The organism is Sideroxyarcus sp. TK5, assembly GCF_054601595.1.
This window is the reverse complement of sequence record NZ_BAAHSJ010000004.1, coordinates 47,697-70,492: the sequence shown is the minus strand read 5'-3', so window position 1 is coordinate 70,492 and position 22,796 is coordinate 47,697. Positions and strand designations below refer to the sequence as shown.

Below are 22,796 nucleotides of genomic sequence, written 5' to 3'. Positions count from 1 at the left end.
GCTCCGGCGAGATCGGGGAAGTACATCAGGTCTGCGCCCAGGGCAGCCCTTCGAAGCGCCAGCCGTTATGCGAATTGCGATGGTGGTTATCGTCCAGGTCGCCCTCGAAGCCGTGCGTGACGTTGTAGATGTCCTTCATGCCCGCGTTCTCCAATGCCAGACCGGCATCGGCGGAACGGCGGCCGGAACGGCAGATCAACACCACCGGGCGGTTCACACTGGCGGCCTTGCGCACATGCGCGACGAACATCGGGTCGATCTCCCAGTCCGGGCCATCCACCCAGGGGATATGGATGGAACCGCGCGGATGGCCGACGAACATGTATTCCATCTCGCTGCGTACATCGATGAAGACGGCTTCGGGATTGGCTTGCAGGAATTCGTATGCTTCCTTGGGGGTGAGGTGTTGCATGATCGTCGCTCCTGAACTGTACGGGATGGGCGGATTATAGCCCCATCACTTGCCGGGGATATCCGGCAATTTACCCGACCGGCGCACATCGCCGGGAGGCTGCCCGGCACGGGCTCGCGGATCGATACGGAGCGGCCTGCCCCGGGACGGCAGCCCTATCGGGCAAGGCCGTTACCGCCCCGGTGGGCCCGACGGGTGCGGGCACAATTTTCAAACGGTTGATATTTATCGCAAAGCGACATAACCTTAAAACAATAAGAGTACTCGCCAGTACCCAAATGTCTTCATAGCCGGACCTAGCGAACCATTCAAGCAGAGTCTCATGAACCGATTATCCATCCCCGCCGAGCTTTCGGACGAGACCGAATTCTACTGGACCAGCGAGCCTGAGTTCATTCCGCCCGACCTGGACGGCGGTGTGGACGCGTGCGTCGAACAAAGCTTCCTCTCCCAGCGCCCCAGCGATCTGGAGACGCTACTCAACCATTGCCTGGAATCGGCGCTGAGCATGTTGCATGCCCGCGCCGGGGTGATCCGTATCCTGCTTCCGGACGAGCAGACGCTGCCTATCATCAGCACCGTCGGCCTGTCGAACGAAGAACTGGATGCCGAGCGCGTGAGCGAGCTGGCCTGCGAGGATTGCAATCGTGACGCCTTCCGCCACGGCCTGTGCGCCACCGCCATCGAGAACTGCGAGACCCGGCAGTGCGGCTCCACCGGCCAGCGCATGCAATCGGTGATCTCCATCCCGCTGGAGGGCCGTGCCGCCGCCGACACCTTGTTGGGCGTGTTCACACTGTTCTTCGATACCCCGCAGACCGCTTCCAGCCCGTCCGCGCAGATGGCGGTGAATTTTGCCGACATGCTGGCCGCGCTGATCGAACACACGCAGGCGGGGCGCGAGGCGCGCCGCGCCGAATTGTTGATGGAACGCCAGTCCATCGCCAACGAGATCCACGATTCGCTGGCGCAGACACTGAACTACGCGCGCATGAACACCACCCTGCTGCGCGATGCGGTGCGCAACAACAAGAACACGGTCGCAAAATACGTGGGCGATATCGAGGATGCACTGGAGATCGGCCAAAAGGCGGTGCGCGCGCTGATCACCGACTTCCGCAGCGAGATGAATCCGGCGGGTCTGCTGTATGCCCTGCAGGATCTGTGCGGCGAGTTCAACCGGCGCAACCATATCGTGCTCGACAGCAAGGTGCGCATCGCCGACCTCGACCTGCCGCTGGAACACGAGATCCAGACCTATAACATCGTGCGAGAGGCGCTCTCCAATATCGAGAAGCATTCCAACGCATCGCATGCCAGAGTGATCGTCGATTATGTCTGCGGTTATTATGTATTCATGGTAGAAGACAACGGCGTCGGTACCTTCACCCCAGCAGAAGGCCATTATGGTCTGGTCATCATGCGCGAGCGTGCGCAACGGGTGGGCGGCGAGATACGCGTCGAGAGCACCAAAGGTCTGGGAACCTGCGTACAATTTTACTTCCCCGAGCCGGAAGCCAACTGGAGAACGCTGAATGAGTGAGATGTTGAAGATAGCCCTGGTGGACGACCAGAACCTGTGTCGCATGGGTCTGTGCGAACTGTTGAGCAACGGCTACGGCTTCAATGTGCTCGGCGCAGTCGGCAGCCTGGAAGCGCTGCAGAAACTGATCGAACTCGGTCCGGATGTCATCGTGATGGACCTGCGCATGAAGCCGATGGACGGCATCGCCATGCTGCAACAGATCCGCGACGACGGCTGCACCATCCCCACCGTGATCCTCACCATGAGCGATTCCGAGACCGACCTCTCCAATGCGATCAAGGCCGGCGCGCGCGGTTTCCTGCTGAAGGACATGGCCCCGGAAGATGTGGTGGATGCCATCCGCCGCGTCGCCGCCGGCGAGATGGTGGTCGCCCCGTCGATGACGGTGAAGATGATCGACATGCTCAAAGGCAAACAGCCCGGCAACGAACCGCGACAATCCCTCAATCTGCTCACCGAGCGCGAGAAAGAGATCCTGCAACTGCTGTCGCGCGGCGAGAGCAACAAGGCCATCGCACAGACACTCTCCATCAGTTACGACACCGTCAAACAGCACGTGCGCCACATCCTCAACAAACTCAATCTGTCATCCCGCGTCAAGGCTGCTGTCCTGTTCGCCAAAGAGCAGAACAAGTCGGACAGCGACGAGTAAAGCCTCACGCCCCATACGGGTTACCCACACTACCCAATGGGGTTATAGACACTGCCCCGCTGTATTGCGCCTAATTCGGGTCCGGGAGTGAGGGGCGTATCCGGTGAACAGCCGGAGCAATTCCATCAACAACAACTTACAGGGGAACACACATGGCACATGTAGTCATCATGGGTGCAGGCGTCGGCGGCATGCCGGCGGCATACGAAATGCGCGCAGAACTGGACAGCAAGCACAAGATCACCGTTGTCAACAACGGCGAGAACTTCCACTTCACGCCTTCCAACCCATGGGTCGGTGTCAAATGGCGTGAGCGCAAACACATCGAATTCCCGGTGCGCACCTACCTGCAGCGCAAGGGCATCGAGTTCAATCCCACCGGCGTCAAACGTGTGCACCCCGACCAGAACCAGCTGGAACTGAACGACGGCAGCATGATGTCGTATGACTATCTGGTCATCGCCACCGGCCCCAAGCTGGCCTTCGATGAAGTCGAAGGCCTGGGTCCGCACGGCGGTCATACCCATTCCGTCTGCCACGTCGACCATGCGATGAAGTCGCATGACATCTGGGACGACTTCTGCAAGGACCCTGGCCCCATCGTGGTCGGCGCAGTGCAAGGCGCCTCCTGCTTCGGCCCGGCCTACGAATACGCCTTCATCATGGAAACGGACCTGCGCAAACGCAAGATCCGCAACAAGGTGCCGATGACCTTCGTCACCTCCGAGCCCTACATCGGCCACCTCGGTCTGGGCGGCGTGGGTGACTCCAAGGGCATCCTCGAATCCGGCATGCGCGACAAGCACATCAAATGGATCTGCAATGCCAAGGTCACCAAGGTCGAAGACGGCAAGATGTACGTCACCGAGCACGATGACATGGGGCAGGAGAAGAAGAAACACGAACTGCCCTTCAAGTACAGCATGATGCTCCCCGCCTTCAAGGGCATCGACGCCGTGTTCGGTATCGAAGGCCTGACCAACCCGCGCGGCTTCATCACCGTGGACAAACACCAGCGCAACGCGAAGTACAAGAACATCTTCGCCGTCGGCGTCTGCGTCGCCATCCCGCCGGTCGAGCCGACACCCATCCCGGTCGGCACCCCCAAGACCGGCTACATGATCGAATCCATGGTCACCGCCACCGTGCACAACATCAAGGCGGACCTGACCGGCCAGCCCGCAGACCAGGAAGCCACCTGGAACGCCGTGTGCCTGGCCGACTTCGGCGAGAGCGGCGTCGCATTCGTCGCCATCCCGCAGATCCCGCCGCGCAACGTGAACTGGTTCTCCGAAGGCAAGTGGGTGCATCTGGCCAAAGTCGCGTTCGAGAAATACTTCATCCGCAAGATGAAGAAGGGCACTTCCGAGCCGTTCTATGAGGGCAGCATCATGAAGATGCTGGGTATCGAGAAGCTGAAGTAATCCTGCTGGACAAACCGAAAGGCCGCCGACTGCAAAGTCGGCGGCCTTTTTATCTTTGGAAGGTCAGGCGCTTTGCTTCTTGGCGTGCGCCGGGCGGAACACCTTGCACTGTGCCGGATCGGCTTCCAGCCATGCGCCTCCGATGAGGTCTATGCAGTAAGGCACGGCGGGGAACACCGCGTTCAGGCAATCATCAATTGCTGAAGGCTTGCCCGGCAGGTTCACGATCAGGCTGCACCCGCGGATGCCGGCGGTCTGGCGCGACAGGATCGCGGTGGGTACCACCTTGAGCGACTCGGCACGCATCAGCTCTCCGAAGCCTGGCATCATCTTCTCGCATACCGCTTCGGTCGCCTCCGGCGTGACATCGCGCAGCGCGGGGCCGGTGCCGCCGGTAGTGACGATGAGGCTGCAGCCTTCCCTGTCCGCCAGCTCGACCAGTGTCTGCTCGATCAACGGCTGCTCATCGGCGATGACACGCGCCACCGCTTCCCATTCGCTCGTCAGCACACGCGCGAACCACGCCTGCATCGCGGGGCCGCCCTTGTCCTCATATTCGCCGCGACTGGCGCGGTCCGATACCGTCACGAAACCGATACGTGCTTTCATCTCACTCCCCTGCTTCATCCTGCCAGGCCGTGCCGTCCAGCAACTGCACCGTCACCTGCTCGCCCGCACCAACACCCTTGCTCTCGGCTGGAACGATCATCAGACCTTCAGCCAGCGCCATGGAACGCAGGATGCCGCTGCCCTGATCGCCGGTCGGCGTGGCCGTAAACCCGCCGCTTTCCCTGCCCAGCATCACGCGCACGAACTCGGTGCGGCTGTGCTTGTGTCTCACATCGCGCGTCAGCTTTGCCGTCACGGTACGGCGGAATACTTTCGCATGCCCCATGCAGTAGCGTAGCGCGGGGCCGACGAACTGCTCGAAGCACACCATGCTCGACACCGGATTGCCCGGCAGGCCGAACACCCAGGTCAGCGGTGCCACACCGAACGCCATCGGGTGACCCGGCTTCATCTGTACGCGCCAGAACTTCATCTGCACCCCAAGCGCCTCCAGCGTGGGCCGCACATAGTCGTGCACGCCGACCGATGTGCCGCCGGAGACCAGCAGCACATCGAACTGCAAGCCGCGTAGCAACATCTCCTTCAGATGTTCAGGCTCGTCGCGCGCGATGCCGAGCAGCACGGGTTTGATACCTAGCGCCTGCACCTGCGCCATCAAGGCATAACTGTTCGCATCCGGGATCTTGTTCGCATCGATCGGTTCATCCAGCCCTTCCAGTTCGTCGCCGGTGGACAGGATAGCCACGCGCGGCAGACGCCACACTTCGACACTCGCCGCCTTCACCATCGCCAGCATGCCCACCACGCCCGGCGTGATCGTCGTGCCTGCCGTCAGCACCACCTCGCCGTCGCGCATGCTCTCGCCACGGTCGCGGATGTCGTTGCGCGCTTTCACGGACACATTGATGCGCACCTGCGTATCCGATACCGCTTCGGTGTCCTCAACCCGGATCACCGCATCTGCTCCTTGCGGCACTGGCGCACCGGTCATGATGCGCGCGCACTGTCCAGCCTGCACGGTCTTACGCGGCAAGTCGCCGGCCTTGATGTCCTCGATGACCTCCAGCACAACCGGTGCGTTCGCCACATCCGCGCTACGGATAGCGAAACCGTCCATCGCCGACACGTCATACGGCGGCTGGTCGCGGTTGGCCTTGATGTCGGACGCCAGCACACGCCCCAGCGCCTGCTGCAAAGGCACGGATTCCGTGCCCAGTCTCTTCATCGCTTCGATGACGCATCGTTGCGCCGCTGCCACTGTCAAGCCATCCATCATCTCTCCATTGCCGCACGATAATCCTGCGGCGTATCCAGATCGAAGAAACTGCGGAACTGTGGATCGAATTCGCGCAGCTCCACCTCATTCACATAACGCACATTCAGCCGTTGCAGCACCGCACGCACACGCTTCTCGCCCGCTTCCTGCGCCACGAGCATGACCGGAAGAGCCCACTTCGCATAGAAAGCGAACAGCGGCTGCGGATGTCCATCCACCTGCGGCACCACCGCATCGTGGGTACCGCGCAAAGTCGCCATATGCGTAATGATCCGAGCCTCGGCGAACGGCATGTCGCAGGCCAGTGCGAACAACCACGGCGTCTCCACTGACGCCAAGCCGGCCGCCAGTCCCGCCAGCGGCCCGCCGTCGGTCTCCACATCGCACACTTGCGGCAGCGTCACGTCCCCGCGTTCCTTACGCACGCTGACGATGACCTGCTGGAACAGTTGCTGCATGCGCGTCGTAGCACGTTGCAGCAGGGTCGCCCCCTCCAGCACCAGCCCTGCCTTGTCCTGCCCCATGCGGCTGGAATCGCCGCCGGCGAGGATCAGTGCGGTGCAGTCTTCGATCATTTCCCCGCCTGTTGCAGGATGAATTCGATGATGCCGCCCACATCGTCCAGTGCGAAATGCGGCAACTGCGCATGTGCTTCGTCCACATCGGTCACCAGTGCGACCACACCCTCTTCCGGCGCGCAGCGCGGCTGCGAAGAACACGCACGACGCAACACTTCGATCTTCGCCCCCGGCGCATGCGAGAACCCTTCCGCCAGCACCAGATCGACGTCACCCAGAAAACGTTCGGCCAGTTGCTGCGGCTCGCGTTGCTCGACCTGCGTATCGACCAACTGCACGCCTCCCTGCGTCACCAGCAGGCTCATCGCCGCCCCCGCCTGCGTATAGCGCCAGCTATCCTTGCCCGGCGTATCCAGTCCCACCTTGTGATGCGCATGCTTGATGGTCGCAACGCGCAAACCGCGCTGTGTCAGTTCGCGCACCAGCTTTTCGATCAGGGTGGTTTTGCCGGAACCGGAGTGGCCGACGATGGAAACGATGTTCATGGTTTGTTCAATACCTGTTGCTGTTTTTCCATAAGGATGTGCGGTATCCCGACCTCAACGAATGGCGAGCCCGAGCGCACGTAGCCAAGCTTCTCATAAAAACCGGCAGCGCTGATGCGGGCATGCAAAGAAAGTTGCGTGACACCCCGAGAGGCCAACACGACCTCGAGGGAATGCAACAGCCTGCGCCCGATACCCTGCCCTTCATGACCCGCCTTGACGGCCATCTGACGAAGCTTGGCCTTACCGGCCCCTTGGGGAACCGCGATGACGCATGCGATCAGTTCGGTGCCGTCGAACAGCCCGAAGTGCAATTGCTCTTTCTCCTGCTGCAGGTCTTCTCTATAGAGGTTCAGTCCCAGCGGAAGGCGCAAGACTTCGATACGCAACTCGCACGTCTGCTTGTATTCATTCGAGCAAAATGTGATCTCACGGAAATCCAGCGCTTCAGTCCGTCCGATCTTCAAGGATGTGGCGTCACCCAAGACTCCCCCTCCGGCGTGACCTCTTTCTTCCAGATCGGCACGCGCTGTTTGAGTTCGTCGATCATCCAGCGGCAGGCGTCGAAGGCTGCGGCGCGGTGGGCGGCACCGGCGGCAATGAAGACGATATTGTCACCGGCTTGCACGGTGGTGACGCGGTGCACGATGCGGGCATCGAGCAGGTCGAACTTGCTGATGGCTTCTTCGCGCAGTTTGCGCATCTCGGCCAGCGCCATGCTGCCGTAGGATTCGAAGCTGATCTCGCTGACGTCACGGCCTTCGGAGAAGTCGCGCGCACAGCCGAGGAAGGTGGCGATGCCGCCCATGCGTCTGGAGGATGCCTTGAGGGCGGCGATCTCGGCGTCTTGCGAGAAGTCAGCTTCCTGGATACGTACCGGTTCGCTCATCTCAACCTCCAGAGAACTTCGCCATGAAAGCGATCTCGTCACCATCACGGAGTGGAGTCTGCTTGTCATGCACCTGGGTCTGATTGACGGCGATGAAGCTGACGATGCTGAGTGCGCCTGGATATTGCATGCCGACTTTGTGCGTGATGTCGTGCAGGGTCATGCCGTCCGTATATTCGATATCCATCTCGCGTGTCTCCACGCGGTCGGCAACGGGGCCGAAGAACAACACTTTGATCATTTATCCTCTCCGCGTTTCCATACGCCGCTCTTGCCACCACGCTTCTCGTCCAGCTGCACGTTCTCGATACGCATGCCGCGGTCGATGGCTTTGCACATGTCGTATATGGTGAGCAGCGCGACGTTGACGGCGGTCAGTGCTTCCATCTCGACGCCGGTCTGGCCGACGCAGCTTGCAGTGACTTCGGCACGCAGGCCGACGCAACCCTGCGCGTCCGTCTCAAGCACTTCGCTGAATTCCACCTGCACGCCGGAAAGCGCGATGGCGTGGCACATGGGGATGATGTCCGGCGTGCGCTTGGCGGCCATCACCGCACCGACGTCGGCCACGGCCAGCACGTTGCCTTTTCCGATCTTGCCGTCACGGATGCGTTGCAGGGTCTGCGGGTGCATGCGGATGGTGCCGCTGGCGATGGCGACGCGGATGGTGGCTTCCTTGCCGGACACATCCACCATGCGCGCACGCCCGGATTCGCTGAAATGGGTCAGGCTCACCTCATCCTCCAGTCATGGACATGATGCGTATGATCTTGCCGGGTTGTTCGTTGAATTCGTGACGCTCGGGTTTGAGTTCGATGGCGTTGCGGATCGCCGCCTCCAGCTCCTCGTCGCTGCACCCAGCACGCAGCAAGGGTCGCAGCGGCAAGCTGTGCTCCTGTCCCAGGCACAGGTAGAGCGTGCCGTCCACCGACAGGCGTACGCGGTTGCAGGTCTCGCAGAAGTGTTGCGACATGGGGGTGATGAAGCCGATGCTGGAATTGCCGTCCGGCGTGACCAGATAACGCGCCGGGCCGCCGCCGCCGATGATGCCGTCCACCAGGCCGAAGCGTTCTTGCAGGCGCTGGCGGATCGGCTGCAGATCGACATAAGCCGCGTTACGGCCGGTCTCGCCCATGGGCATGGTCTCGATCAGTCGCAGCACGAAACGGTGGCGGAAACAGAACGCGGCCATGTCCTCGACCTCGTCCTCGTTCACACCGGCCATCACCACCATGTTGATCTTGATCGGCGCGAAACCGCTGGCCTTGGCGACCAGCAACCCTTCAAGGATATCGTCCAGCGCATCGCGGCGCGTGATCTGTTGCAGACGTTCCGCACACAGGGAATCGAGGCTGATGTTGAGGCGGGTGACGCCTGCCGCCTTGAGGGCGGCGGCATGCTGCGCCAGATGGGTGGCGTTGGTGCTGAGTGACAGGTCAGCCACGCCCGGCAACACCGACAGGCGCGCAGCCAAACCGCTCAGGTCTCGTCGCAACAAGGGCTCGCCGCCGGTGATACGGAAACGCGAGGTGCCCATGCGCGCGAAAGCGGCCACCACACGTTCGATCTCATCGAAGCTCAGCCAGTCCGCCGGTTGCTCGTAATCGCTGAAACCCTGCGGCATGCAGTAGCTGCAGCGCAGGTCGCACCGGTCCGTCACCGACAATCGGAGATAGTCGATGCGGCGGCTGAAGCGGTCTTGCAATGTGGCGGTGCTAGTCATTCCTGGTTCGTTACCTGTAATTGATGCTTCTTTCCCAGTGTTGCATTGTAGCGGTAGCAGCCGCTTTCATCGGCTGTGTCTTCCCTGGTAATGCAGGCGCGCTGCGTGCACCACTTCCGAGTACGGGATATCCCCTTCCTCCGGCCAGCGCTGCAATGCTGCCCGCATCAGTTCGTCCACATCCGTCACCTCGGCATCGCCGCGCAACACGTCCTGCAGCCCACGCAATCCGCCGCACTGGATGCGCATCTCCTGACCGTGCGGGATGGGGGCGTCGTCGTGCAGGGTGTGGATGGCGAAACCGAAGTTGTGACGCAAAGCGTCGTGCATGCGCACACAGCGCTGCTGCAGACCGGCTACACGGCAAACGATCAATTCGCGTTCCGCCAGATTCATGCGGCCGGCCTGCGAGCAGGCGACACAACCGGAGAACAATGCCTTGCCGAATGGACACAGCAAGGGATGCGTCGCTTCCAGTGTCTGCCGGAAGGCCGCCTCGTCCATTGCGTCAGTCGTCGCCCAGTTGCGGTGCCGGTTCGCGCACCTCGTTCAGCAGATCTTCGGCCTGCAGTTCGTTCTCGGCGTGGATCATCTTGATCTGGCCGTTCTCGTCCCACACCTCTTGCTTGCGCAGTTCCTTGGCACGCGCGGAAGCTTCCTTGTAGACCTCGTGCTGCTCGAGCTTCTCCAGCATGCGAATCGGGCGCTCGGTGATGCGGTAGATGTAATAGGGCATGGCGTCCTCGCTTACTCCGGTTTCTTCATGAAGGTGACGACATTGCTGCCGGGCGCGTTCTTGCTGGCACAACTGTTCTCGCCCACGCCGGCCAGCTGCTCGGCCTCGTGCAGCAGGTTGATGACATCCACGTAGAACTTCTGTTTCACCATCATCAGCGCGGTGAAACCGCCCTCGTTCTTGGCCAGCACGTCGGCACCGGCCTTGAGCAAGGCGTCAACGACTGCGGTCTCGCCATAACCGGCCGCCAGCATCAGCGGCCGCACACCGTAACCGATGGGCGCCTCGATGTTCGCCCCGGCATCGATCAGCGTCTGCACCACGTCGGCGAAACCGCGCTTCTGCTCGGCGTTGTAGCAGGCCTTCATCAGCGCGGTCCAGCCGGCTTCATCGGTCGCGTTCACATCCGCCCCAGCCGCCAGCAGTTGCTTCACTTTCTCCAGATCGCCCGCGTAGGCGGCGCTCATCAGTTCGGTCATCGTTGCCTCCTGCTTACTTCTTCACTGCCCCTTCCAGCGCACCACGGATCGCTTCCGGCGATTGCATGATGTTCATGAAGCTGTTCTTGCCCATCATGGACAAGTCGGGGAAATTGATGGCGATGCGGAAACGTGCATACAGCGCATAGACGTTCTTGCCGGACACCAGCACCTCATACGGCAGGTGCGCGGTGGACTTCACATCGCGGAAATCGATCTCGGACATGATGAAAGTGTCGTCCTTGTACTTGTCATCGCTCTTCAGCGCCACACCGAACACGCTCTCCTGCTTGCCCGGTACGTCCACGCGGTACACCTTGCTCACGCCGTTCTTGTTGGCTGACAGCTTGGCATCCACCGCCTGCACGGCCTCCTCGTAGCTGCCGTAGGTCTCCAGTCGGCTCGGCTCGTCGAAATATTCCATGCCGAACATATAGTGGTATTTGCGCGCCTGTTTCGCGGTCAGGCCCTTGGCACCGAACTCCTCGACGCGTCCCAGCGCTTTTTCGAGTGCGGCCGACACATCGGCCAGATCGCCCTTCATGCGATACACATGCGACATGTACACCGGATTGGTATAGCTGACCTGCACATCCTTGCCGGCCGCAGTGACTGACACGCGCTGCACCGCGCCGTAGCCGCCGTGCTCGGAAGCGGCGGCGTTCTGTTTCAGCGCGTCATTGGTGATGATGATGATGTTGGCAGTCGGGAACGGTGCATATTCACCGACCACGGTGAACCCGGCGGCGGTCAGTGCGTTCTTCACCTGTGCGGACTTTTCGGCGACGGTCCCTGCGCTGGTGGATGCCAGCACGAACGGCTTGAGTATCGCATCGGCCGCCTGTACCCCCGTGGCGGCGACCAGCAACATCGCGGACAGCAACATCTTCTTCATGACTTGCACCATCTTGTCTCTCCCTGTTTTTAGTTGGACTGCGAAGTGAAGCTGATCAAACTTGTTGCGGATGGAACCAGGCCAGTTTCTCGCGCAGGGTGACCACCCCGCCGACGATGATGAGTGTGGGGGCGACCGGCTGCTCGCGCTCGGCGATGGCCGGCAGCGTCGCCAGCGTGCCGGTGAACACACGCTGCGTGGGCTGCGTGCCGTGCTGCACGATGGCGATGGGCGTCGTATCCGGCATGCCGTGTTCGATCAGCTTGCCGCATAGCTCGGCCAGGCCATGCAAACCCATGTACACCACCACCGTCTGGCGCGGACGGGCCAGCTGCTCCCAGTCCAGATTCATCGAACCGTCCTTCAGATGGCCGGTGACGAACAAGCAGGATTGCGCATGGTCCCTGTGGGTCAGCGGGATGCCCGCATAGGATGCGACGCCCGCCGCAGCCGTGATGCCGGGCACCACCTGGAACGGGATGCCGTGTTCAGCCAGCTCTTCGATCTCCTCGCCGCCGCGTCCGAATATGAACGGGTCGCCGCCCTTGAGGCGCAACACGCGCTTGCCTTCCTTGGCCAGACGCACCAGCAGCAGGTTGATCTCTTCCTGCGGCAAGGCATGGTCGGCACGGCGCTTGCCGACATAGATGCGATCCGCATCGCGACGCGTCATATCGACGATGGGCTTGGACACCAGCGCGTCGTACACCACCACGTCGGCCTTCTGCATCAGGCGCAGCGCACGGAAGGTCAGCAGGTCTGGATCGCCGGGACCGGCACCGACCAGATACACCTCGCCGCGCACGATGTTGTCCTCGTCGGCCAGCATCTGCTGCAGCATGGCTTCTGCCGCTGCCTCGTCGCCGGTCAACACCTTCTCCGCCACCACGCCGTCGAAAACGTTCTCCCAGAAGATGCGGCGCTTGGCCGGGTTGGTCACGCGCTGCTTCACCTCTTCGCGGAAGCGCTCGGCGAAACCGGCGAGCTTGCTGTAGTTCTGCGGGATGACGGTCTCCAGCTTGCCGCGCATCATGCGTGTCAGCACCGGCGAAGCACCGCCGCTGGAGAAGGCCACCATCAGCGGCGAGCGGTCCATGATGGCCGGCATGATGAAGCTGCACAGCTCGGGATCGTCCACCACGTTGACCGGGATGTTGCGCGCCTGCGCCAGTTCGGACACCTGCTTGTTCACTGCACGGTCGTTGGTGGCAGCGATGACCAGCGCGACGCCTTCCAGATGTTGCGGCTCGAAACGCGCGAGTACGGCCTCGACGTTGGCTTGCGCCTTCAATTCATCGTCGATCTCGGGCGCGACCACGCGCACACGGGCACCGGCTTCGAGCAACACGCCGGCCTTGCGCGCGCCGACCACGCCACCACCCACCACCAGACACAGGCGGCCATCGATCTTCTGGAATACAGGCAGGTAATCCATTTACTGGATCGCCTTCAGGATCAGCGGCACCAGCGGCTCCGGCAGCTTGATCTTGCCAGCCAGTGCGAATTGGTGGGCGCTGTCGGACATCTTGTCCCAGGTCTTCTTGATGATGAGGATCCACTTGGCTTCATCGTAGTCCGGCTTCTGTTCGGCGAAGTGCAGCATGTAGTGTTCGATGAAGCACAGGTCGACCACGTCTTCCATCAACTGCGTCTCGGGATTTGTCTTCAGGTCCTTCTTGCCGACGATGGTCTTCACGCGTGCGATCATCTCATCGTCGTAGCCCACTTCCTTCATCAGGCTACCTGCCGTCTCGGCGTGGAACTTGTACAGGTTGGTGCGCCACAGCATGTAACCCTTCTTGTCCATCGGGTAGTCGCTGCGTGGACTCTTCCAGCGCTGGATGTGCTGTGCGCGGCAGGCCAGCTTCACGGCTTCCGATGCGTCGGGCGCGAAACGCTCCTGCATATCGGTCATGCGCTGTGCGTACAGCAGTTCCTTCGGCCAGGTCTTGCCCTCGAACACTTCCAGGTTGGGGTCTTCGGAATTGGCTTTGTCGAATGCCGCGATTGCGGCCTGATACAGGCTTGAGTTCATTTTGTCTTCTCTTTCATGGAGATTGAGTTCAGGGCCTCCCCCTTGCAACGGCGGATGAATCCGACGAAGCGGGTCGCCCAGTAGCAGCTACCGATAGTGCGCAGATGCGTGTAGGAGGCCAACAGGTTGTTGACGATGATGCCATCGCGCTCCCCGTCGATGCCGTAACCGCGCGCCACATGGTAAGCGAAGCGACTGTCCTTTGGTAGGTTCTCCAGACTCGAATAGTGGAACTCGTGTGCCTTGATCTGTTTGGCCGGTGCATCGGGGCGCGGCCAGGGATGTTCCGCGTCTTCCTGCAGATGCACATAGCCGCGACCGATGGGCTTGGCGTGCATCTTCACATCACCGGGGATGGCACCGACCATGTCGAAGGTGCGGCCTTCGTAGGCGATGCTGCGCGACAGATACATCAGGCCGCCACACTCGGCATAGGCCGGCATACCGCCGGCGATGGCCTGCCGGATCTTGCCGCGCAGGGCCGTGTTCGCTTCCAGTTCGGCGGCGCAGGTCTCGGGGAAACCGCCGCCAATATATAAGCCGTCCACCTCGGGCAGATGCGCGTCGCGCAACGCATCGAACGGCACCAGTTCGGCACCGGCTGCTGCCAGCGCATCAAGGTCGTCGGCGTAATAGAAACCGAAGGCGCGGTCGCGCGCGATGGCGATGCGCACCTTGTCGCCGCAGGCTAGCGGGCTGACCTGTGCCTTGTGCGGAATGGGCAACGGCTCTTTTTTCGTCAACGCCAGCAGCCTGTCCAGATCGACCTGCTCGGCGATGGCCTCGCCGATCTGTTTGATCTTGGCATTGGCCACATGCGATTCGTTGCTGGGCATCAGGCCCAGATGGCGCTCGACGATGGACAGGCGTTCGTCATGCTGGATGGCACCGATCACCGGCACGTCGGTGTAGTGCTCGATGACCTCGCGCAACTTGGATTCGTGACGCTTGCCGCCCAGATTGTTGAGGATGACGCCCGCGATGTTGATGTCCTTGTCGAACGCCTGATAACCGAGGATCAGCGGTGCGATACCGCGCGTCATGCCGCGCGCGTCGATCACCAGTATCACCGGCAGATCGAGCAGTTTGGCCAGCGCCGCATTGCTGTTGCTGCCGTCCAGCGCCAAGCCGTCATAAAGTCCCTTGTTGCCCTCGACCAGATTCACCTCGGACGCATGGCGCGCGAAGGTGGCAACGACATCGTCGTTCTCCATCAGATACAGGTCGAGGTTGCGGCAGGGATGCCCTGCGGCCTGACCCAGCCACATCGGGTCGATGTAGTCCGGGCCCTTCTTGAACGGCTGCACGGCATGGCCGCGCGCGGCGAGCGCCGCGCACAGGCCGATGCTGACCATGGTCTTGCCGGAGGATTTATGTGCTGCCGAGATCAGCATTCGGTTCATGGCAGCCTTTCCTGCAGGATCAATCCGCGATATACGGCTTGTCCTGCGGCATGAAGTTCAGCACACGTACGCTGACGGTGGTGATGAGGAAGGCAATCGACAATCCAGCCAGCCCCAACAGGAACTCGTAGATCGAGGGACTGTAGGCGGCAATCTGTCCGTCGGCGAAGCTGCTAGTCACTTCATAACCTGGGAACAGGTTGAGCGGCCAAGCCTGTCCACCGATGATGAACACGTACAGCAGCGCGAACCCGCCGAGGATGATCAGCAAAGCCGCCAGCGCAGCCCAGCGGTCGCGCCGGATGCCTGGCGTGTACAACAAGGCCAGCGGCACGATGTTGCCCAGCAACACATAACCCCACCAGAACAGCGACGGATAGATACCGCCGTCCATCAGGATGAAGCGCTCGAATCCCTGTTGCTGCGAGAAATAGGCGTTGGTCAGATGGTAGGTGGCGACCATGTACAGCGAGCCGAGCACGAACACGCCGAGCAGGTGTTTCTTGCGCTGCAGGATGGCTGGATCGATGACCTTCTCGTTCCACATGTAGATGCTGGTCTGCACCAGATGGAACACCGCCATGCCCCATGCGAAGGACAGCACGATGAACATCGGCGGCAGCAACGCGGAGCCGTAGGCCTGGCGTGCGGTCAGGAAGGCGAAGATCAGGCCGGTACCGGTGGTCAGCACGAAGCGCCACACGAACACGCCGATACCGGCGGCCTTGTTGTACGGGTTCATGCGGCGCTCCATCATGGTCCACAGGTAGACCACGACCAGACCGACCATGCCGGAATACAACAGCACGTTCCAGGCGAACACCGAGGTCAGGTTGTAGTTGGTGGCGGCGACGATGATGCGGTCGGGACGGCCGAGGTCCAGCATCAGCACGGTCAGACCGCCCGCCAGCATTGCGATGGAAAGCAGGCTGGCCAGCGGGGCGCGCGCCTTGTAGATGGCCTTGCCGAACACCGAGCCGATGGAGGCGACGTTGAGCACACCGGAAGCGGCCACGATCAGGAAGATGGCGAACACATGCGGCATGCCCCACACGATCTGGTTGTTCATGCCGGTGATGATGTGGCCGTGATGCTCCATCAGGTGCACGGCATACATGCCGGCGGCAGCGACCAGTCCGCCGATGGCGAGCAACAGCCAGTACAGACGGTTCTTGAATTGCAGGGATTCTAGTGTGGGTGTGGAAGACATGGTCAAATTCCCTGGTAACGGACGCCGGGGTTCAGACGCAGATCGGCACGCACCTGCACCGATGCTACGCTGCGCACCTTTTGGGCGATCTCGCTGTTCTCATCGTTCAGATCGCCGAACACGATCGCCTGGTTCGGGCAGGCTTCGGAACAGGCCGGCTTGCCGCCCACGTCGATACGATGCACGCACAGCGTGCAACTCTCGACCGTACCTTTGCCGCGCGGCACGTCCGGGTTCTGGCCGGTCAGCGGTTCGTGCACGAAGGAACGCGCCTTGTACGGGCAGGCCATCATGCAGTAACGGCAGCCGATGCAGCGGTGTTTGTCGACCAGCACGATGCCGTCCGCACGTTTCATGGAAGCATTGGTCGGGCACACGTCCACGCAGGGCGGATGCTCGCAGTGCTGGCACATCATCGGCAGCGAGATCTCGCGGCCGGTGCTGATGTCCTTGATGTCGATCTTGCGTATCCATTGAGAGTCGGTGGCCTTGGTCTCTCCGGACAATCCGTTCTCGTTGTTACAGGCAGTGACACAATCGTTGCAGCCGGGCTTGCACTGGTTGGTGTCGATCAGCATCCCCCAGCGCACCTTGCTCGATGCGCCTTCGCCCTTGGCCTGCGCGACCGAATACAACATCATGCCCGGCGCGATCGCGACCGCCGCCGCGCCGACCGAGGTCTTGAGGAAGTTACGACGATCCATGTCCATGTCGCTCATTTCGCGTTCCTCTGTTGCAGCCACGCACTCTTGCGCGTGCCGGAATGGCACTCGAAGCAATCAAGCTTCACTGCTTCGTACTTGTGACAACCGACGCAGAAGCTGTCCGCACGCGCGGTCACACTGTCATCCTTGGTGCTGGCATGACACTCGATGCAGGTCTTCAGACTGTGCTTCTCGTCACGGATGCCCAGACGCAACGCATCGTCGCGCCCGTGCTTGAGCAGGTGCATGTGGTTCTTGCGCATCCACTGCGTATCTTCCACGCACTGTCCGCCCTTGCCGATATCCAGCTTGGGCGATGCCGCCTCGCCGGCCCAGGCCAGCGAGACACTCAGCGTCAGCAACAGGGATACGAGCAGCTTCATCACTCACCCAAGCCCATCTGGATGTAACCCGTCGGACACACGTCTGCACAGATGTGGCAGCCGATGCACTTGTCGTAGTCGGTCGTGACATAGCGACCGAGTGTCGCTTCGGACTTCTTGACGCGCGACACGGCGGTCTGCGGGCAGTAAACCACGCAGTTGTCGCATTCGAAGCACATGCCGCAACTCATGCAACGCTTGGCCTCCGAGACGGCCTCCTTCTCGCCCAGCACACCCAGACGATCCTGGAAGTTGCCCAGCGCGCTCTCCTTGTCCAGCGTGATGACGTTGCGGACGTTGCGCGGTGTGAAACCGAAGTGGCCCAGGAACAGCTTGTCGTGCGGGATGATGTAGCGGTCCGAACGGTTGTCGAAGTTGTGCACGGCGATATTGGTGTTGCAAGTGCCGCGCAGCGGTTCGTGGTTCTCCTTGATCTCGATACCCTTCTCCGCCAGCTTGCGCATCAGGTCGAACTGGTGCGCGTCGATCTTGGGACGCTTCTCCAGGTCGATACCCAGCAGGAAGTTGTGGATGCCGTCAGCGGCGATGGAGCCGTGGCCGATGGCGGTGGTCAGCAGGTGCGGACGGATCACGTCGCCGCCGGCGAACACGCCCTTCTGTCCGTTCACCACATAGTTGCGGTCGGTGGACACTGCACCCTTGCCGTTGTTGAACTCTTCCAGACCGGTGAAATCGACCGCCTGTCCGATCGCGGACACGATCAGGTCGGCTTCGATGTCCTGTTCGCTGCCTTCGACGTTCTTGATCTCCAGCTTGCCGCCGACGAACTTGGCCTCGCACTGCATCACGCGCAGCGCCGTGGCACGGCCGTTAGCATCACGCTTGATACCGATCGGCACCAGACCGCCCTTGATGGCGATGCCTTCCGCCAGCGCCTGCTCGATCTCGTGCTTGTTGGCCTGCATCTTGTCGATGGGGAACACGGAGGTCAGCGTGACGTCCGCACCTTCCTTGGCGGATATCTCTGCCACGTCGTGTGCCAGCTGGCCGGTGATCGCCAGCTCCGTATCGGTCGGGTTGGCATGGCTGATATGGCCCAGACGACGGGCGACGGTCGCCACGTCGATGGAGGTATCGCCACCGCCGACCACCACCACGCGCTTGCCGACATGCTGCAGACGACCGTCGTTGAAGGCCTTCAGGAAGGCGGTCGCGGTCACCACGTTCGGTGCATCGGAATCGGCGATCGGCAGGGCGCGGCCGGCCTGTGCGCCCATGCCGAGGAACACCGCATCGAATTCCTTGCGGATCTGTTCCAGTGTGATGTCCTTGCCGACGTGGCACTTCATGCGGGTCTTCACGCCCAGGTCGAGGATGCGCTGGATCTCTGCGTCCAGCACGTCGCGCGGGGTACGGAAACCGGGGATGCCGTAACGCATCATGCCGCCGAGGAACTCATGATCGTCGAAGATGGTGACTTCATGGCCCTTCAGCGTGAGCTGGTAGGCCACTGACAGACCTGCAGGGCCGCCGCCCAGCACAGCGATCTTCTTCCCGGTCGGCGCGACGTTGGGCTTGTTGAACTTCAGCTTGTTGGCGATCGCGTATTCACCGAGGAAGTGCTCGACGGAGTTGATGCCGACGTGGTCTTCCACTTCGTTGCGGTTACAGCCCGATTCGCACGGTGCCGGGCAGACGCGTCCCATGACGGCCGGGAACGGGTTGGCTTCGGTCAGGCGACGCCAGGCATATTCCTGCCATGGCATGACGGGCGTCTTGCCGTCTGCGCCCATGGGCACCTTCTCGGTACCGCGCACGATGGCCAGATAACCACGGATGTCCTCACCGGCCGGGCAGCTGCCCTGGCACGGCGGTGTGGACTGGATATAGGTCGGGCACTTATAGGAATAGCTGGACTGGAAGATCTTCTCGTTCCAGCGCTTCACCTTGTTATCGCCGTCCTTGTAACGACGGAAGGTCAGATTTTTTGGGGTTTCGATTGTTGCCGACATCGCTATGCCTCCAGATTGAAGTTACTTATCGCCCAAGATGATCGCGTTACTGACCAACTGGTGTACACCGCCCACCATCCTGCGGTCGAAACCGTAGACGGGCATGATCTTTGAAAACTGTGTCTTGCAGATGGCGCAGATGGCTGCCATGTAGTTCACACCATGTTCCTGCACGGCCTGATTCAACACCTCCATGCGTGGCAGGGCCCCCTTCACACGCAAGTCCATCAGGTCGTCGGTCAGCAAACCGCCACCGCCGCCGCAGCAGAACGTGCGCTCTCGCGTGGTGTTCGCGTCCATCTCGACGAAGTTGTTGGCCACCGCCTTGATGATGTTGCGCGGGATCTCGAACTGTCCGCCCGGCAGGTCGCCCATGCGCGAACCGCGCGCCACGTTGCACGAGTCGTGCATGGTGATGACGAATTTGTCGTTCTTGGACTTGTCGAACTTCAGCGCGTCGCGCTGGATCAGATCCCAGGTGAACTCGCAGATATGCGTCGGTTGCTTGTAGCGGTGATCGAGCTGCTTCTGCAACATCTGTGCGAAGCGGTCGGTCTCGTCCGCACCGTCGCCCACGCCGCTCAGCGTGTTCCAGAAACTGTACGCGACGCGCCAGGCATGGCCGCACTCGCCCACCACGATGCGCTTCACGCCCAGTTCCAGCGCGGCCTCGCGGATGCGCAGCGCGATCTTGCGCAGTTGTTCATAGCTGCCGATGAACATGCCGAAGTTAGCGCCCTCGGAAGCCATCGAGGACAGCGTCCAGCTGGTGCCGGTGGCGTGGAACACCTTCGCATAGCCGATCAGGCCGTCGATGTGCGGTTCGGCGAAGAAATCGGCGGACGGTGTGATCAGCAGCACTTCTGCGCCCTTCACATCCAGCGGGAATTTGATGTCCAGACCGGTGTCTTCCTTGACGTCCTCTTCCAGACCTTCCAGCGTGTCGCGCAGGGCCGGCTCGGGCAGGCCGAGGTTGTTGCCGATCTTGTGCACCTTGCCGATGATCTCGTTGGAATACTTCTGGCCCATGCCGACCGAGGCAAGGATCTCACGCGCAGCCATGGTCACTTCGGCGGTGTCGATGCCGTACGGGCAGAACACCGAGCAACGGCGACATTCGGAACACTGGTGGTAGTAGTTGTACCACTCGTCCAGCACCTCGCGAGTCAGGTCGCGTGCGCCGACCAGTTTCGGGAAATATTTTCCGGCGAAGGTGAAGTAACGGCGGTAGATGCTGCGCATCAGATCCTGACGCGCCACCGGCATGTTCTTCGGATCCTGCGTGCCGATGAAGTAGTGGCACTTGTCGGAACAGGCACCGCAATGCACGCAGGCGTCCATGTAGACCCGCAGCGAGCGGAACTTGCCCAGCAGATCGCCCATCTTGGCGATGGCCTTGTCGTGCCAGTCTTCCACCAGCTGGCCGGGGAAGCCCAGCGCTTCCTGGTGTTTGTCGTTGGCGATGAAGGGGCCCTTGCCTTCCATCGCGCCCGGCTTCAGCGCGGGGACGATGGGGATGGTGCGATAGGCTGGTGCGGTGTAGTCAGCCATCTTATTTCTCCGATTCCAACTTGCCGGCCCAGGCACTCAGGTGGCGATGCTCGCGACAATCGTCGGTCTGGTTGCGGGTGGGCGAAAAAAAGACTCCTGGTGCATGTAACAGCTTGCTTAGAGGGAAGAGCGCCAGGAGTGCGAAAACGAGGAACAGGTGCAGCAACAGCAGCGCATCAGACGGCAGCGAGCCGATGTCGAGATGCAGCAGGCCGAGGAAGTAGGTCTTCACGGCGACCACATCGGTATGCGCGACGAATTGCATCAGCAGGCCGGTGACCGCGATGACGATGAGCAGGACCAGCCACAGATGGTCGGACGGGGTGGAGATGTAACGGATGCGCTCGACGAACAGGCGGCGCACCCACAGCCCGCACAGCCCCAGCAGCATGGTGATGCCCGCGTAGATGCCGAACGGCTGGATGAATGCGACCCAACCCCACACGGGATCGGTGAAATAGCGCAGATGGCGCAGGGTGACCAGCAACAGGCTGGTGTGGAACAACCAGCCGGCGGCCCACGTCCACAGATTGGCTTTGAACAGACTTTCGAAGAACACCACTTCGCGCGTCAGGCGGAAAGCCACACCGGTCTTCGTGGTGGGCGCGGGCGTGGTCGGGATCTTCAGCGGCGCAGGTGTCTGCGCATAGAGTTTGATACGGGAGAGCAACCCCACGACGAACAACAACGTCGCGAGATAGAACAGGATTGCGAAGATCATGCTCATCGTGTGGTCACCCTTCCCTGCGTCAGATCAAACGCAACCGGTCGGCTTCGGCAGACCGGCGATCTTGCACGCCTGCTTGCCGGGACCGTACGGGAACAGGCCGTACAGGTACTCGCTGTTGCCCTTCTCGGCACCCAGCTTCTTGCCGATGGCCTTGGTCAGCACGCGCACTGCCGGTGCGATCTGGTACTCGTCGAAGTACTCGCGCAGGAAGTTGATCACTTCCCAGTGCTGCTCGGTCATATCGATGTTCTCTGTCTTGGCGATGTAGTCCGCGACTTCCGCGTTCCAGTCTGCCAGGTTGACCAGATAACCTTCCTCGTCTGTTTCGTAGCTCTTGCCGCCGACTTCGATGCTAGCCATGTTGTATCTCCTTCAAAAAATAATGGTTGCTACTACTACTCTTCCCTCATTCCGCCCCGCATGTCCCGCCGTGGGGCGAACCGTTATCGCAACGCGATTCTTGTTACAGCCAGGATTGGCAATTCTTGTTGCTGACCGTCAGTCCGACGAATCCCGCATAGTCCACCGATGCCACGCCTGCGATGAGGCGATCGCCCAGACCGCGCGCTTCCAGGTCCGGCATCAGCACATGCACCTTGCAACGGCCCATGGCTGCGGTCAGCTTGGATTCGAAGGCGTTGCCGGCAGTCGCGGCATACACCGCGTCTTCGATCAGCAGGACATCGCCGCCGTCGACCATGGTGTTCAGGCAGCTTTCCAGCGTGCCGCTGGTCAACGGGGATTTGTTCACGATATGTAGCATGTTCTTCCCCTTAGAAACTCAGGACGACGTCTTGCTCGTCCATCAGTTTGCCCATCTCGGCACGGCTCAGCACGGTGACGCCGACGATGAAGTCGTCCTCGTTCAGACCGCGTGCTTCCATCGCTTCCTTTTCGACGTACAGCTTCTCGACGTCGTAGTCTTCCAGCGCACGGTAGGTGGGCGAGAAGTTCTTGGTCTCGATGCCCTTGGTCTGCATGCCCTTCTTCAACTGGTAGACACCGTCGTCGAGGAAAGCCAGCGAGACATCCTGGTCGAAAGCCGCGGTGATCAACACCACTTCCAGCGATTCCAGCGCGTAGATCGTGCCGTAAGGCGCCTTGCGGTTCACGAACATGAATTTCTTTTGATCGCTCATTCC

Annotated in this window: 29 protein-coding genes; 3 read left to right on the top strand and 26 right to left on the bottom strand. The window is 61.3% G+C overall.

What is annotated here, in order from left to right:
* Positions 1 to 25: 25 nt before the first annotated feature.
* Positions 26 to 412, bottom strand: a complete 387-nt coding sequence (locus ACYPYQ_RS08275; protein WP_459722695.1) for a rhodanese-like domain-containing protein — start codon at positions 410 to 412, stop codon at positions 26 to 28.
* Between the two features lie 322 nt (positions 413 to 734).
* Between ACYPYQ_RS08275 and ACYPYQ_RS08270 the strand changes: the two genes are divergently transcribed.
* The 3 genes from ACYPYQ_RS08270 to ACYPYQ_RS08260 all read left to right on the top strand — a co-directional run bounded on the left by ACYPYQ_RS08270 (position 735) and on the right by ACYPYQ_RS08260 (position 4,034).
* Entirely contained in the window at positions 735 to 1,955 is a 1,221-nt protein-coding gene (locus ACYPYQ_RS08270) for a GAF domain-containing sensor histidine kinase (RefSeq protein WP_459722692.1), read from the top strand.
* A complete protein-coding gene (locus ACYPYQ_RS08265) occupies positions 1,948 to 2,610 on the top strand; it encodes a response regulator (protein ID WP_459722689.1) in 663 nt (220 codons plus the stop codon). Before ACYPYQ_RS08270 ends, ACYPYQ_RS08265 begins: the two co-directional genes overlap by 8 nt.
* Before the next feature lie 152 nt (positions 2,611 to 2,762).
* Entirely contained in the window at positions 2,763 to 4,034 is a 1,272-nt protein-coding gene (locus ACYPYQ_RS08260) for an NAD(P)/FAD-dependent oxidoreductase (RefSeq protein WP_459722686.1), read from the top strand.
* Positions 4,035 to 4,097: 63 nt separating this feature from the next.
* Here ACYPYQ_RS08260 and mog read toward each other — a convergent pair whose 3' ends face one another.
* The 25 genes from mog to tusC all read right to left on the bottom strand — a co-directional run bounded on the left by mog (position 4,098) and on the right by tusC (position 22,793).
* Complete coding sequence (gene mog / locus ACYPYQ_RS08255; RefSeq protein ID WP_459722683.1) at positions 4,098 to 4,643, bottom strand: molybdopterin adenylyltransferase; 546 nt, start codon at positions 4,641 to 4,643, stop codon at positions 4,098 to 4,100.
* Position 4,644: 1 nt separating this feature from the next.
* Positions 4,645 to 5,877 (bottom strand): molybdopterin molybdotransferase MoeA, encoded by a 1,233-nt coding sequence (locus ACYPYQ_RS08250; protein ID WP_459722681.1) that lies wholly within the window; start codon positions 5,875 to 5,877, stop codon positions 4,645 to 4,647.
* A complete protein-coding gene (gene mobA / locus ACYPYQ_RS08245) occupies positions 5,877 to 6,455 on the bottom strand; it encodes a molybdenum cofactor guanylyltransferase (RefSeq protein WP_459722678.1) in 579 nt (192 codons plus the stop codon). Before mobA ends, ACYPYQ_RS08250 begins: the two co-directional genes overlap by 1 nt.
* A complete protein-coding gene (mobB, locus tag ACYPYQ_RS08240) occupies positions 6,452 to 6,943 on the bottom strand; it encodes a molybdopterin-guanine dinucleotide biosynthesis protein B (protein WP_459722675.1) in 492 nt (163 codons plus the stop codon). Before mobB ends, mobA begins: the two co-directional genes overlap by 4 nt.
* Entirely contained in the window at positions 6,940 to 7,410 is a 471-nt protein-coding gene (locus tag ACYPYQ_RS08235; protein ID WP_459722672.1) for a GNAT family N-acetyltransferase, read from the bottom strand. Before ACYPYQ_RS08235 ends, mobB begins: the two co-directional genes overlap by 4 nt.
* On the bottom strand, positions 7,407 to 7,832 hold the full coding sequence (locus ACYPYQ_RS08230) for a molybdenum cofactor biosynthesis protein MoaE (protein WP_459722670.1): 426 nt from the start codon (positions 7,830 to 7,832) through the stop codon (positions 7,407 to 7,409). The genes ACYPYQ_RS08235 and ACYPYQ_RS08230 overlap by 4 nt, the downstream gene beginning before the upstream one ends.
* A 1-nt stretch (position 7,833) precedes the next feature.
* A complete protein-coding gene (locus ACYPYQ_RS08225; protein WP_459722667.1) occupies positions 7,834 to 8,073 on the bottom strand; it encodes a MoaD/ThiS family protein in 240 nt (79 codons plus the stop codon).
* Positions 8,070 to 8,567 (bottom strand): cyclic pyranopterin monophosphate synthase MoaC, encoded by a 498-nt coding sequence (gene moaC, locus ACYPYQ_RS08220; RefSeq protein ID WP_459722665.1) that lies wholly within the window; start codon positions 8,565 to 8,567, stop codon positions 8,070 to 8,072. The genes ACYPYQ_RS08225 and moaC overlap by 4 nt, the downstream gene beginning before the upstream one ends.
* Position 8,568: 1 nt before the next feature.
* The gene (gene moaA, locus ACYPYQ_RS08215; protein WP_459722661.1) at positions 8,569 to 9,555 is read right to left on the bottom strand and encodes a GTP 3',8-cyclase MoaA; all 987 of its coding nucleotides are present in this window, start codon (positions 9,553 to 9,555) and stop codon (positions 8,569 to 8,571) included.
* Positions 9,556 to 9,621: 66 nt separating this feature from the next.
* Complete coding sequence (locus ACYPYQ_RS08210; protein WP_459722658.1) at positions 9,622 to 10,059, bottom strand: hypothetical protein; 438 nt, start codon at positions 10,057 to 10,059, stop codon at positions 9,622 to 9,624.
* A 4-nt stretch (positions 10,060 to 10,063) separates the two neighbouring features.
* Entirely contained in the window at positions 10,064 to 10,291 is a 228-nt protein-coding gene (locus ACYPYQ_RS08205; RefSeq protein WP_459722656.1) for a hypothetical protein, read from the bottom strand.
* Positions 10,292 to 10,302: 11 nt separating this feature from the next.
* Complete coding sequence (locus ACYPYQ_RS08200) at positions 10,303 to 10,770, bottom strand: ankyrin repeat domain-containing protein (protein WP_459722653.1); 468 nt, start codon at positions 10,768 to 10,770, stop codon at positions 10,303 to 10,305.
* A 13-nt stretch (positions 10,771 to 10,783) separates the two neighbouring features.
* On the bottom strand, positions 10,784 to 11,665 hold the full coding sequence (locus tag ACYPYQ_RS08195) for a hypothetical protein (RefSeq protein ID WP_459722650.1): 882 nt from the start codon (positions 11,663 to 11,665) through the stop codon (positions 10,784 to 10,786).
* A gap of 55 nt (positions 11,666 to 11,720) precedes the next feature.
* Positions 11,721 to 13,100: a siroheme synthase CysG gene (gene cysG / locus ACYPYQ_RS08190; protein ID WP_459722647.1), complete on the bottom strand. Its 1,380-nt coding sequence runs from the start codon at positions 13,098 to 13,100 to the stop codon at positions 11,721 to 11,723.
* Positions 13,101 to 13,700: a DUF4202 domain-containing protein gene (locus ACYPYQ_RS08185; RefSeq protein WP_459722643.1), complete on the bottom strand. Its 600-nt coding sequence runs from the start codon at positions 13,698 to 13,700 to the stop codon at positions 13,101 to 13,103. It abuts the gene before it with no gap.
* Positions 13,697 to 15,103: a cobyrinate a,c-diamide synthase gene (locus ACYPYQ_RS08180; RefSeq protein WP_459722640.1), complete on the bottom strand. Its 1,407-nt coding sequence runs from the start codon at positions 15,101 to 15,103 to the stop codon at positions 13,697 to 13,699. The genes ACYPYQ_RS08185 and ACYPYQ_RS08180 overlap by 4 nt, the downstream gene beginning before the upstream one ends.
* 19 nt (positions 15,104 to 15,122) lie before the next feature.
* Positions 15,123 to 16,313, bottom strand: a complete 1,191-nt coding sequence (gene nrfD, locus ACYPYQ_RS08175) for an NrfD/PsrC family molybdoenzyme membrane anchor subunit (RefSeq protein WP_459722637.1) — start codon at positions 16,311 to 16,313, stop codon at positions 15,123 to 15,125.
* A gap of 2 nt (positions 16,314 to 16,315) precedes the next feature.
* Entirely contained in the window at positions 16,316 to 17,032 is a 717-nt protein-coding gene (dsrO, locus tag ACYPYQ_RS08170) for a sulfate reduction electron transfer complex DsrMKJOP subunit DsrO (protein ID WP_459722634.1), read from the bottom strand.
* Positions 17,029 to 17,400, bottom strand: coding sequence for a hypothetical protein (locus ACYPYQ_RS08165; protein WP_459722629.1), 372 nt, complete (start codon positions 17,398 to 17,400; stop codon positions 17,029 to 17,031). Before ACYPYQ_RS08165 ends, dsrO begins: the two co-directional genes overlap by 4 nt.
* Complete coding sequence (locus ACYPYQ_RS08160; protein ID WP_459722625.1) at positions 17,400 to 19,373, bottom strand: NAD(P)-binding protein; 1,974 nt, start codon at positions 19,371 to 19,373, stop codon at positions 17,400 to 17,402. The genes ACYPYQ_RS08165 and ACYPYQ_RS08160 overlap by 1 nt, the downstream gene beginning before the upstream one ends.
* Positions 19,374 to 19,394: 21 nt before the next feature.
* Positions 19,395 to 20,924 carry a sulfate reduction electron transfer complex DsrMKJOP subunit DsrK gene (gene dsrK, locus ACYPYQ_RS08155; protein ID WP_459722622.1) on the bottom strand — a complete coding sequence of 510 codons (1,530 nt, stop codon included), beginning with the start codon at positions 20,922 to 20,924 and terminating at the stop codon, positions 19,395 to 19,397.
* A gap of 1 nt (position 20,925) precedes the next feature.
* Positions 20,926 to 21,651 carry a respiratory nitrate reductase subunit gamma gene (locus tag ACYPYQ_RS08150; protein ID WP_459722619.1) on the bottom strand — a complete coding sequence of 242 codons (726 nt, stop codon included), beginning with the start codon at positions 21,649 to 21,651 and terminating at the stop codon, positions 20,926 to 20,928.
* Positions 21,652 to 21,678: 27 nt separating this feature from the next.
* Positions 21,679 to 22,014, bottom strand: a complete 336-nt coding sequence (locus ACYPYQ_RS08145; protein WP_459722617.1) for a TusE/DsrC/DsvC family sulfur relay protein — start codon at positions 22,012 to 22,014, stop codon at positions 21,679 to 21,681.
* Between the two features lie 103 nt (positions 22,015 to 22,117).
* On the bottom strand, positions 22,118 to 22,417 hold the full coding sequence (gene tusB, locus ACYPYQ_RS08140) for a sulfurtransferase complex subunit TusB (RefSeq protein ID WP_459722614.1): 300 nt from the start codon (positions 22,415 to 22,417) through the stop codon (positions 22,118 to 22,120).
* A 10-nt stretch (positions 22,418 to 22,427) separates the two neighbouring features.
* The gene (gene tusC, locus ACYPYQ_RS08135; protein ID WP_459722612.1) at positions 22,428 to 22,793 is read right to left on the bottom strand and encodes a sulfurtransferase complex subunit TusC; all 366 of its coding nucleotides are present in this window, start codon (positions 22,791 to 22,793) and stop codon (positions 22,428 to 22,430) included.
* Positions 22,794 to 22,796 lie beyond the last annotated feature (3 nt).

Coding starts and splice junctions, on each gene's coding strand:
- ACYPYQ_RS08275 (WP_459722695.1), bottom strand. CDS start 412: ATGCAACACCTCACCCCCAAGGAAGCATACGAATTCCTGCAAGCCAAT.
- ACYPYQ_RS08270 (WP_459722692.1), top strand. CDS start 735: ATGAACCGATTATCCATCCCCGCCGAGCTTTCGGACGAGACCGAATTC.
- ACYPYQ_RS08265 (WP_459722689.1), top strand. CDS start 1,948: ATGAGTGAGATGTTGAAGATAGCCCTGGTGGACGACCAGAACCTGTGT.
- ACYPYQ_RS08260 (WP_459722686.1), top strand. CDS start 2,763: ATGGCACATGTAGTCATCATGGGTGCAGGCGTCGGCGGCATGCCGGCG.
- mog (WP_459722683.1), bottom strand. CDS start 4,643: ATGAAAGCACGTATCGGTTTCGTGACGGTATCGGACCGCGCCAGTCGC.
- ACYPYQ_RS08250 (WP_459722681.1), bottom strand. CDS start 5,877: ATGGATGGCTTGACAGTGGCAGCGGCGCAACGATGCGTCATCGAAGCG.
- mobA (WP_459722678.1), bottom strand. CDS start 6,455: ATGATCGAAGACTGCACCGCACTGATCCTCGCCGGCGGCGATTCCAGC.
- mobB (WP_459722675.1), bottom strand. CDS start 6,943: ATGAACATCGTTTCCATCGTCGGCCACTCCGGTTCCGGCAAAACCACC.
- ACYPYQ_RS08230 (WP_459722670.1), bottom strand. CDS start 7,832: ATGAGCGAACCGGTACGTATCCAGGAAGCTGACTTCTCGCAAGACGCC.
- ACYPYQ_RS08225 (WP_459722667.1), bottom strand. CDS start 8,073: ATGATCAAAGTGTTGTTCTTCGGCCCCGTTGCCGACCGCGTGGAGACA.
- moaA (WP_459722661.1), bottom strand. CDS start 9,555: ATGACTAGCACCGCCACATTGCAAGACCGCTTCAGCCGCCGCATCGAC.
- ACYPYQ_RS08210 (WP_459722658.1), bottom strand. CDS start 10,059: ATGGACGAGGCGGCCTTCCGGCAGACACTGGAAGCGACGCATCCCTTG.
- ACYPYQ_RS08205 (WP_459722656.1), bottom strand. CDS start 10,291: ATGCCCTATTACATCTACCGCATCACCGAGCGCCCGATTCGCATGCTG.
- ACYPYQ_RS08200 (WP_459722653.1), bottom strand. CDS start 10,770: ATGACCGAACTGATGAGCGCCGCCTACGCGGGCGATCTGGAGAAAGTG.
- ACYPYQ_RS08195 (WP_459722650.1), bottom strand. CDS start 11,665: ATGAAGAAGATGTTGCTGTCCGCGATGTTGCTGGTCGCCGCCACGGGG.
- cysG (WP_459722647.1), bottom strand. CDS start 13,100: ATGGATTACCTGCCTGTATTCCAGAAGATCGATGGCCGCCTGTGTCTG.
- ACYPYQ_RS08185 (WP_459722643.1), bottom strand. CDS start 13,700: ATGAACTCAAGCCTGTATCAGGCCGCAATCGCGGCATTCGACAAAGCC.
- ACYPYQ_RS08180 (WP_459722640.1), bottom strand. CDS start 15,103: ATGAACCGAATGCTGATCTCGGCAGCACATAAATCCTCCGGCAAGACC.
- nrfD (WP_459722637.1), bottom strand. CDS start 16,313: ATGTCTTCCACACCCACACTAGAATCCCTGCAATTCAAGAACCGTCTG.
- dsrO (WP_459722634.1), bottom strand. CDS start 17,032: ATGAGCGACATGGACATGGATCGTCGTAACTTCCTCAAGACCTCGGTC.
- ACYPYQ_RS08165 (WP_459722629.1), bottom strand. CDS start 17,400: ATGAAGCTGCTCGTATCCCTGTTGCTGACGCTGAGTGTCTCGCTGGCC.
- ACYPYQ_RS08160 (WP_459722625.1), bottom strand. CDS start 19,373: ATGTCGGCAACAATCGAAACCCCAAAAAATCTGACCTTCCGTCGTTAC.
- dsrK (WP_459722622.1), bottom strand. CDS start 20,924: ATGGCTGACTACACCGCACCAGCCTATCGCACCATCCCCATCGTCCCC.
- ACYPYQ_RS08150 (WP_459722619.1), bottom strand. CDS start 21,651: ATGAGCATGATCTTCGCAATCCTGTTCTATCTCGCGACGTTGTTGTTC.
- ACYPYQ_RS08145 (WP_459722617.1), bottom strand. CDS start 22,014: ATGGCTAGCATCGAAGTCGGCGGCAAGAGCTACGAAACAGACGAGGAA.
- tusB (WP_459722614.1), bottom strand. CDS start 22,417: ATGCTACATATCGTGAACAAATCCCCGTTGACCAGCGGCACGCTGGAA.
- tusC (WP_459722612.1), bottom strand. CDS start 22,793: ATGAGCGATCAAAAGAAATTCATGTTCGTGAACCGCAAGGCGCCTTAC.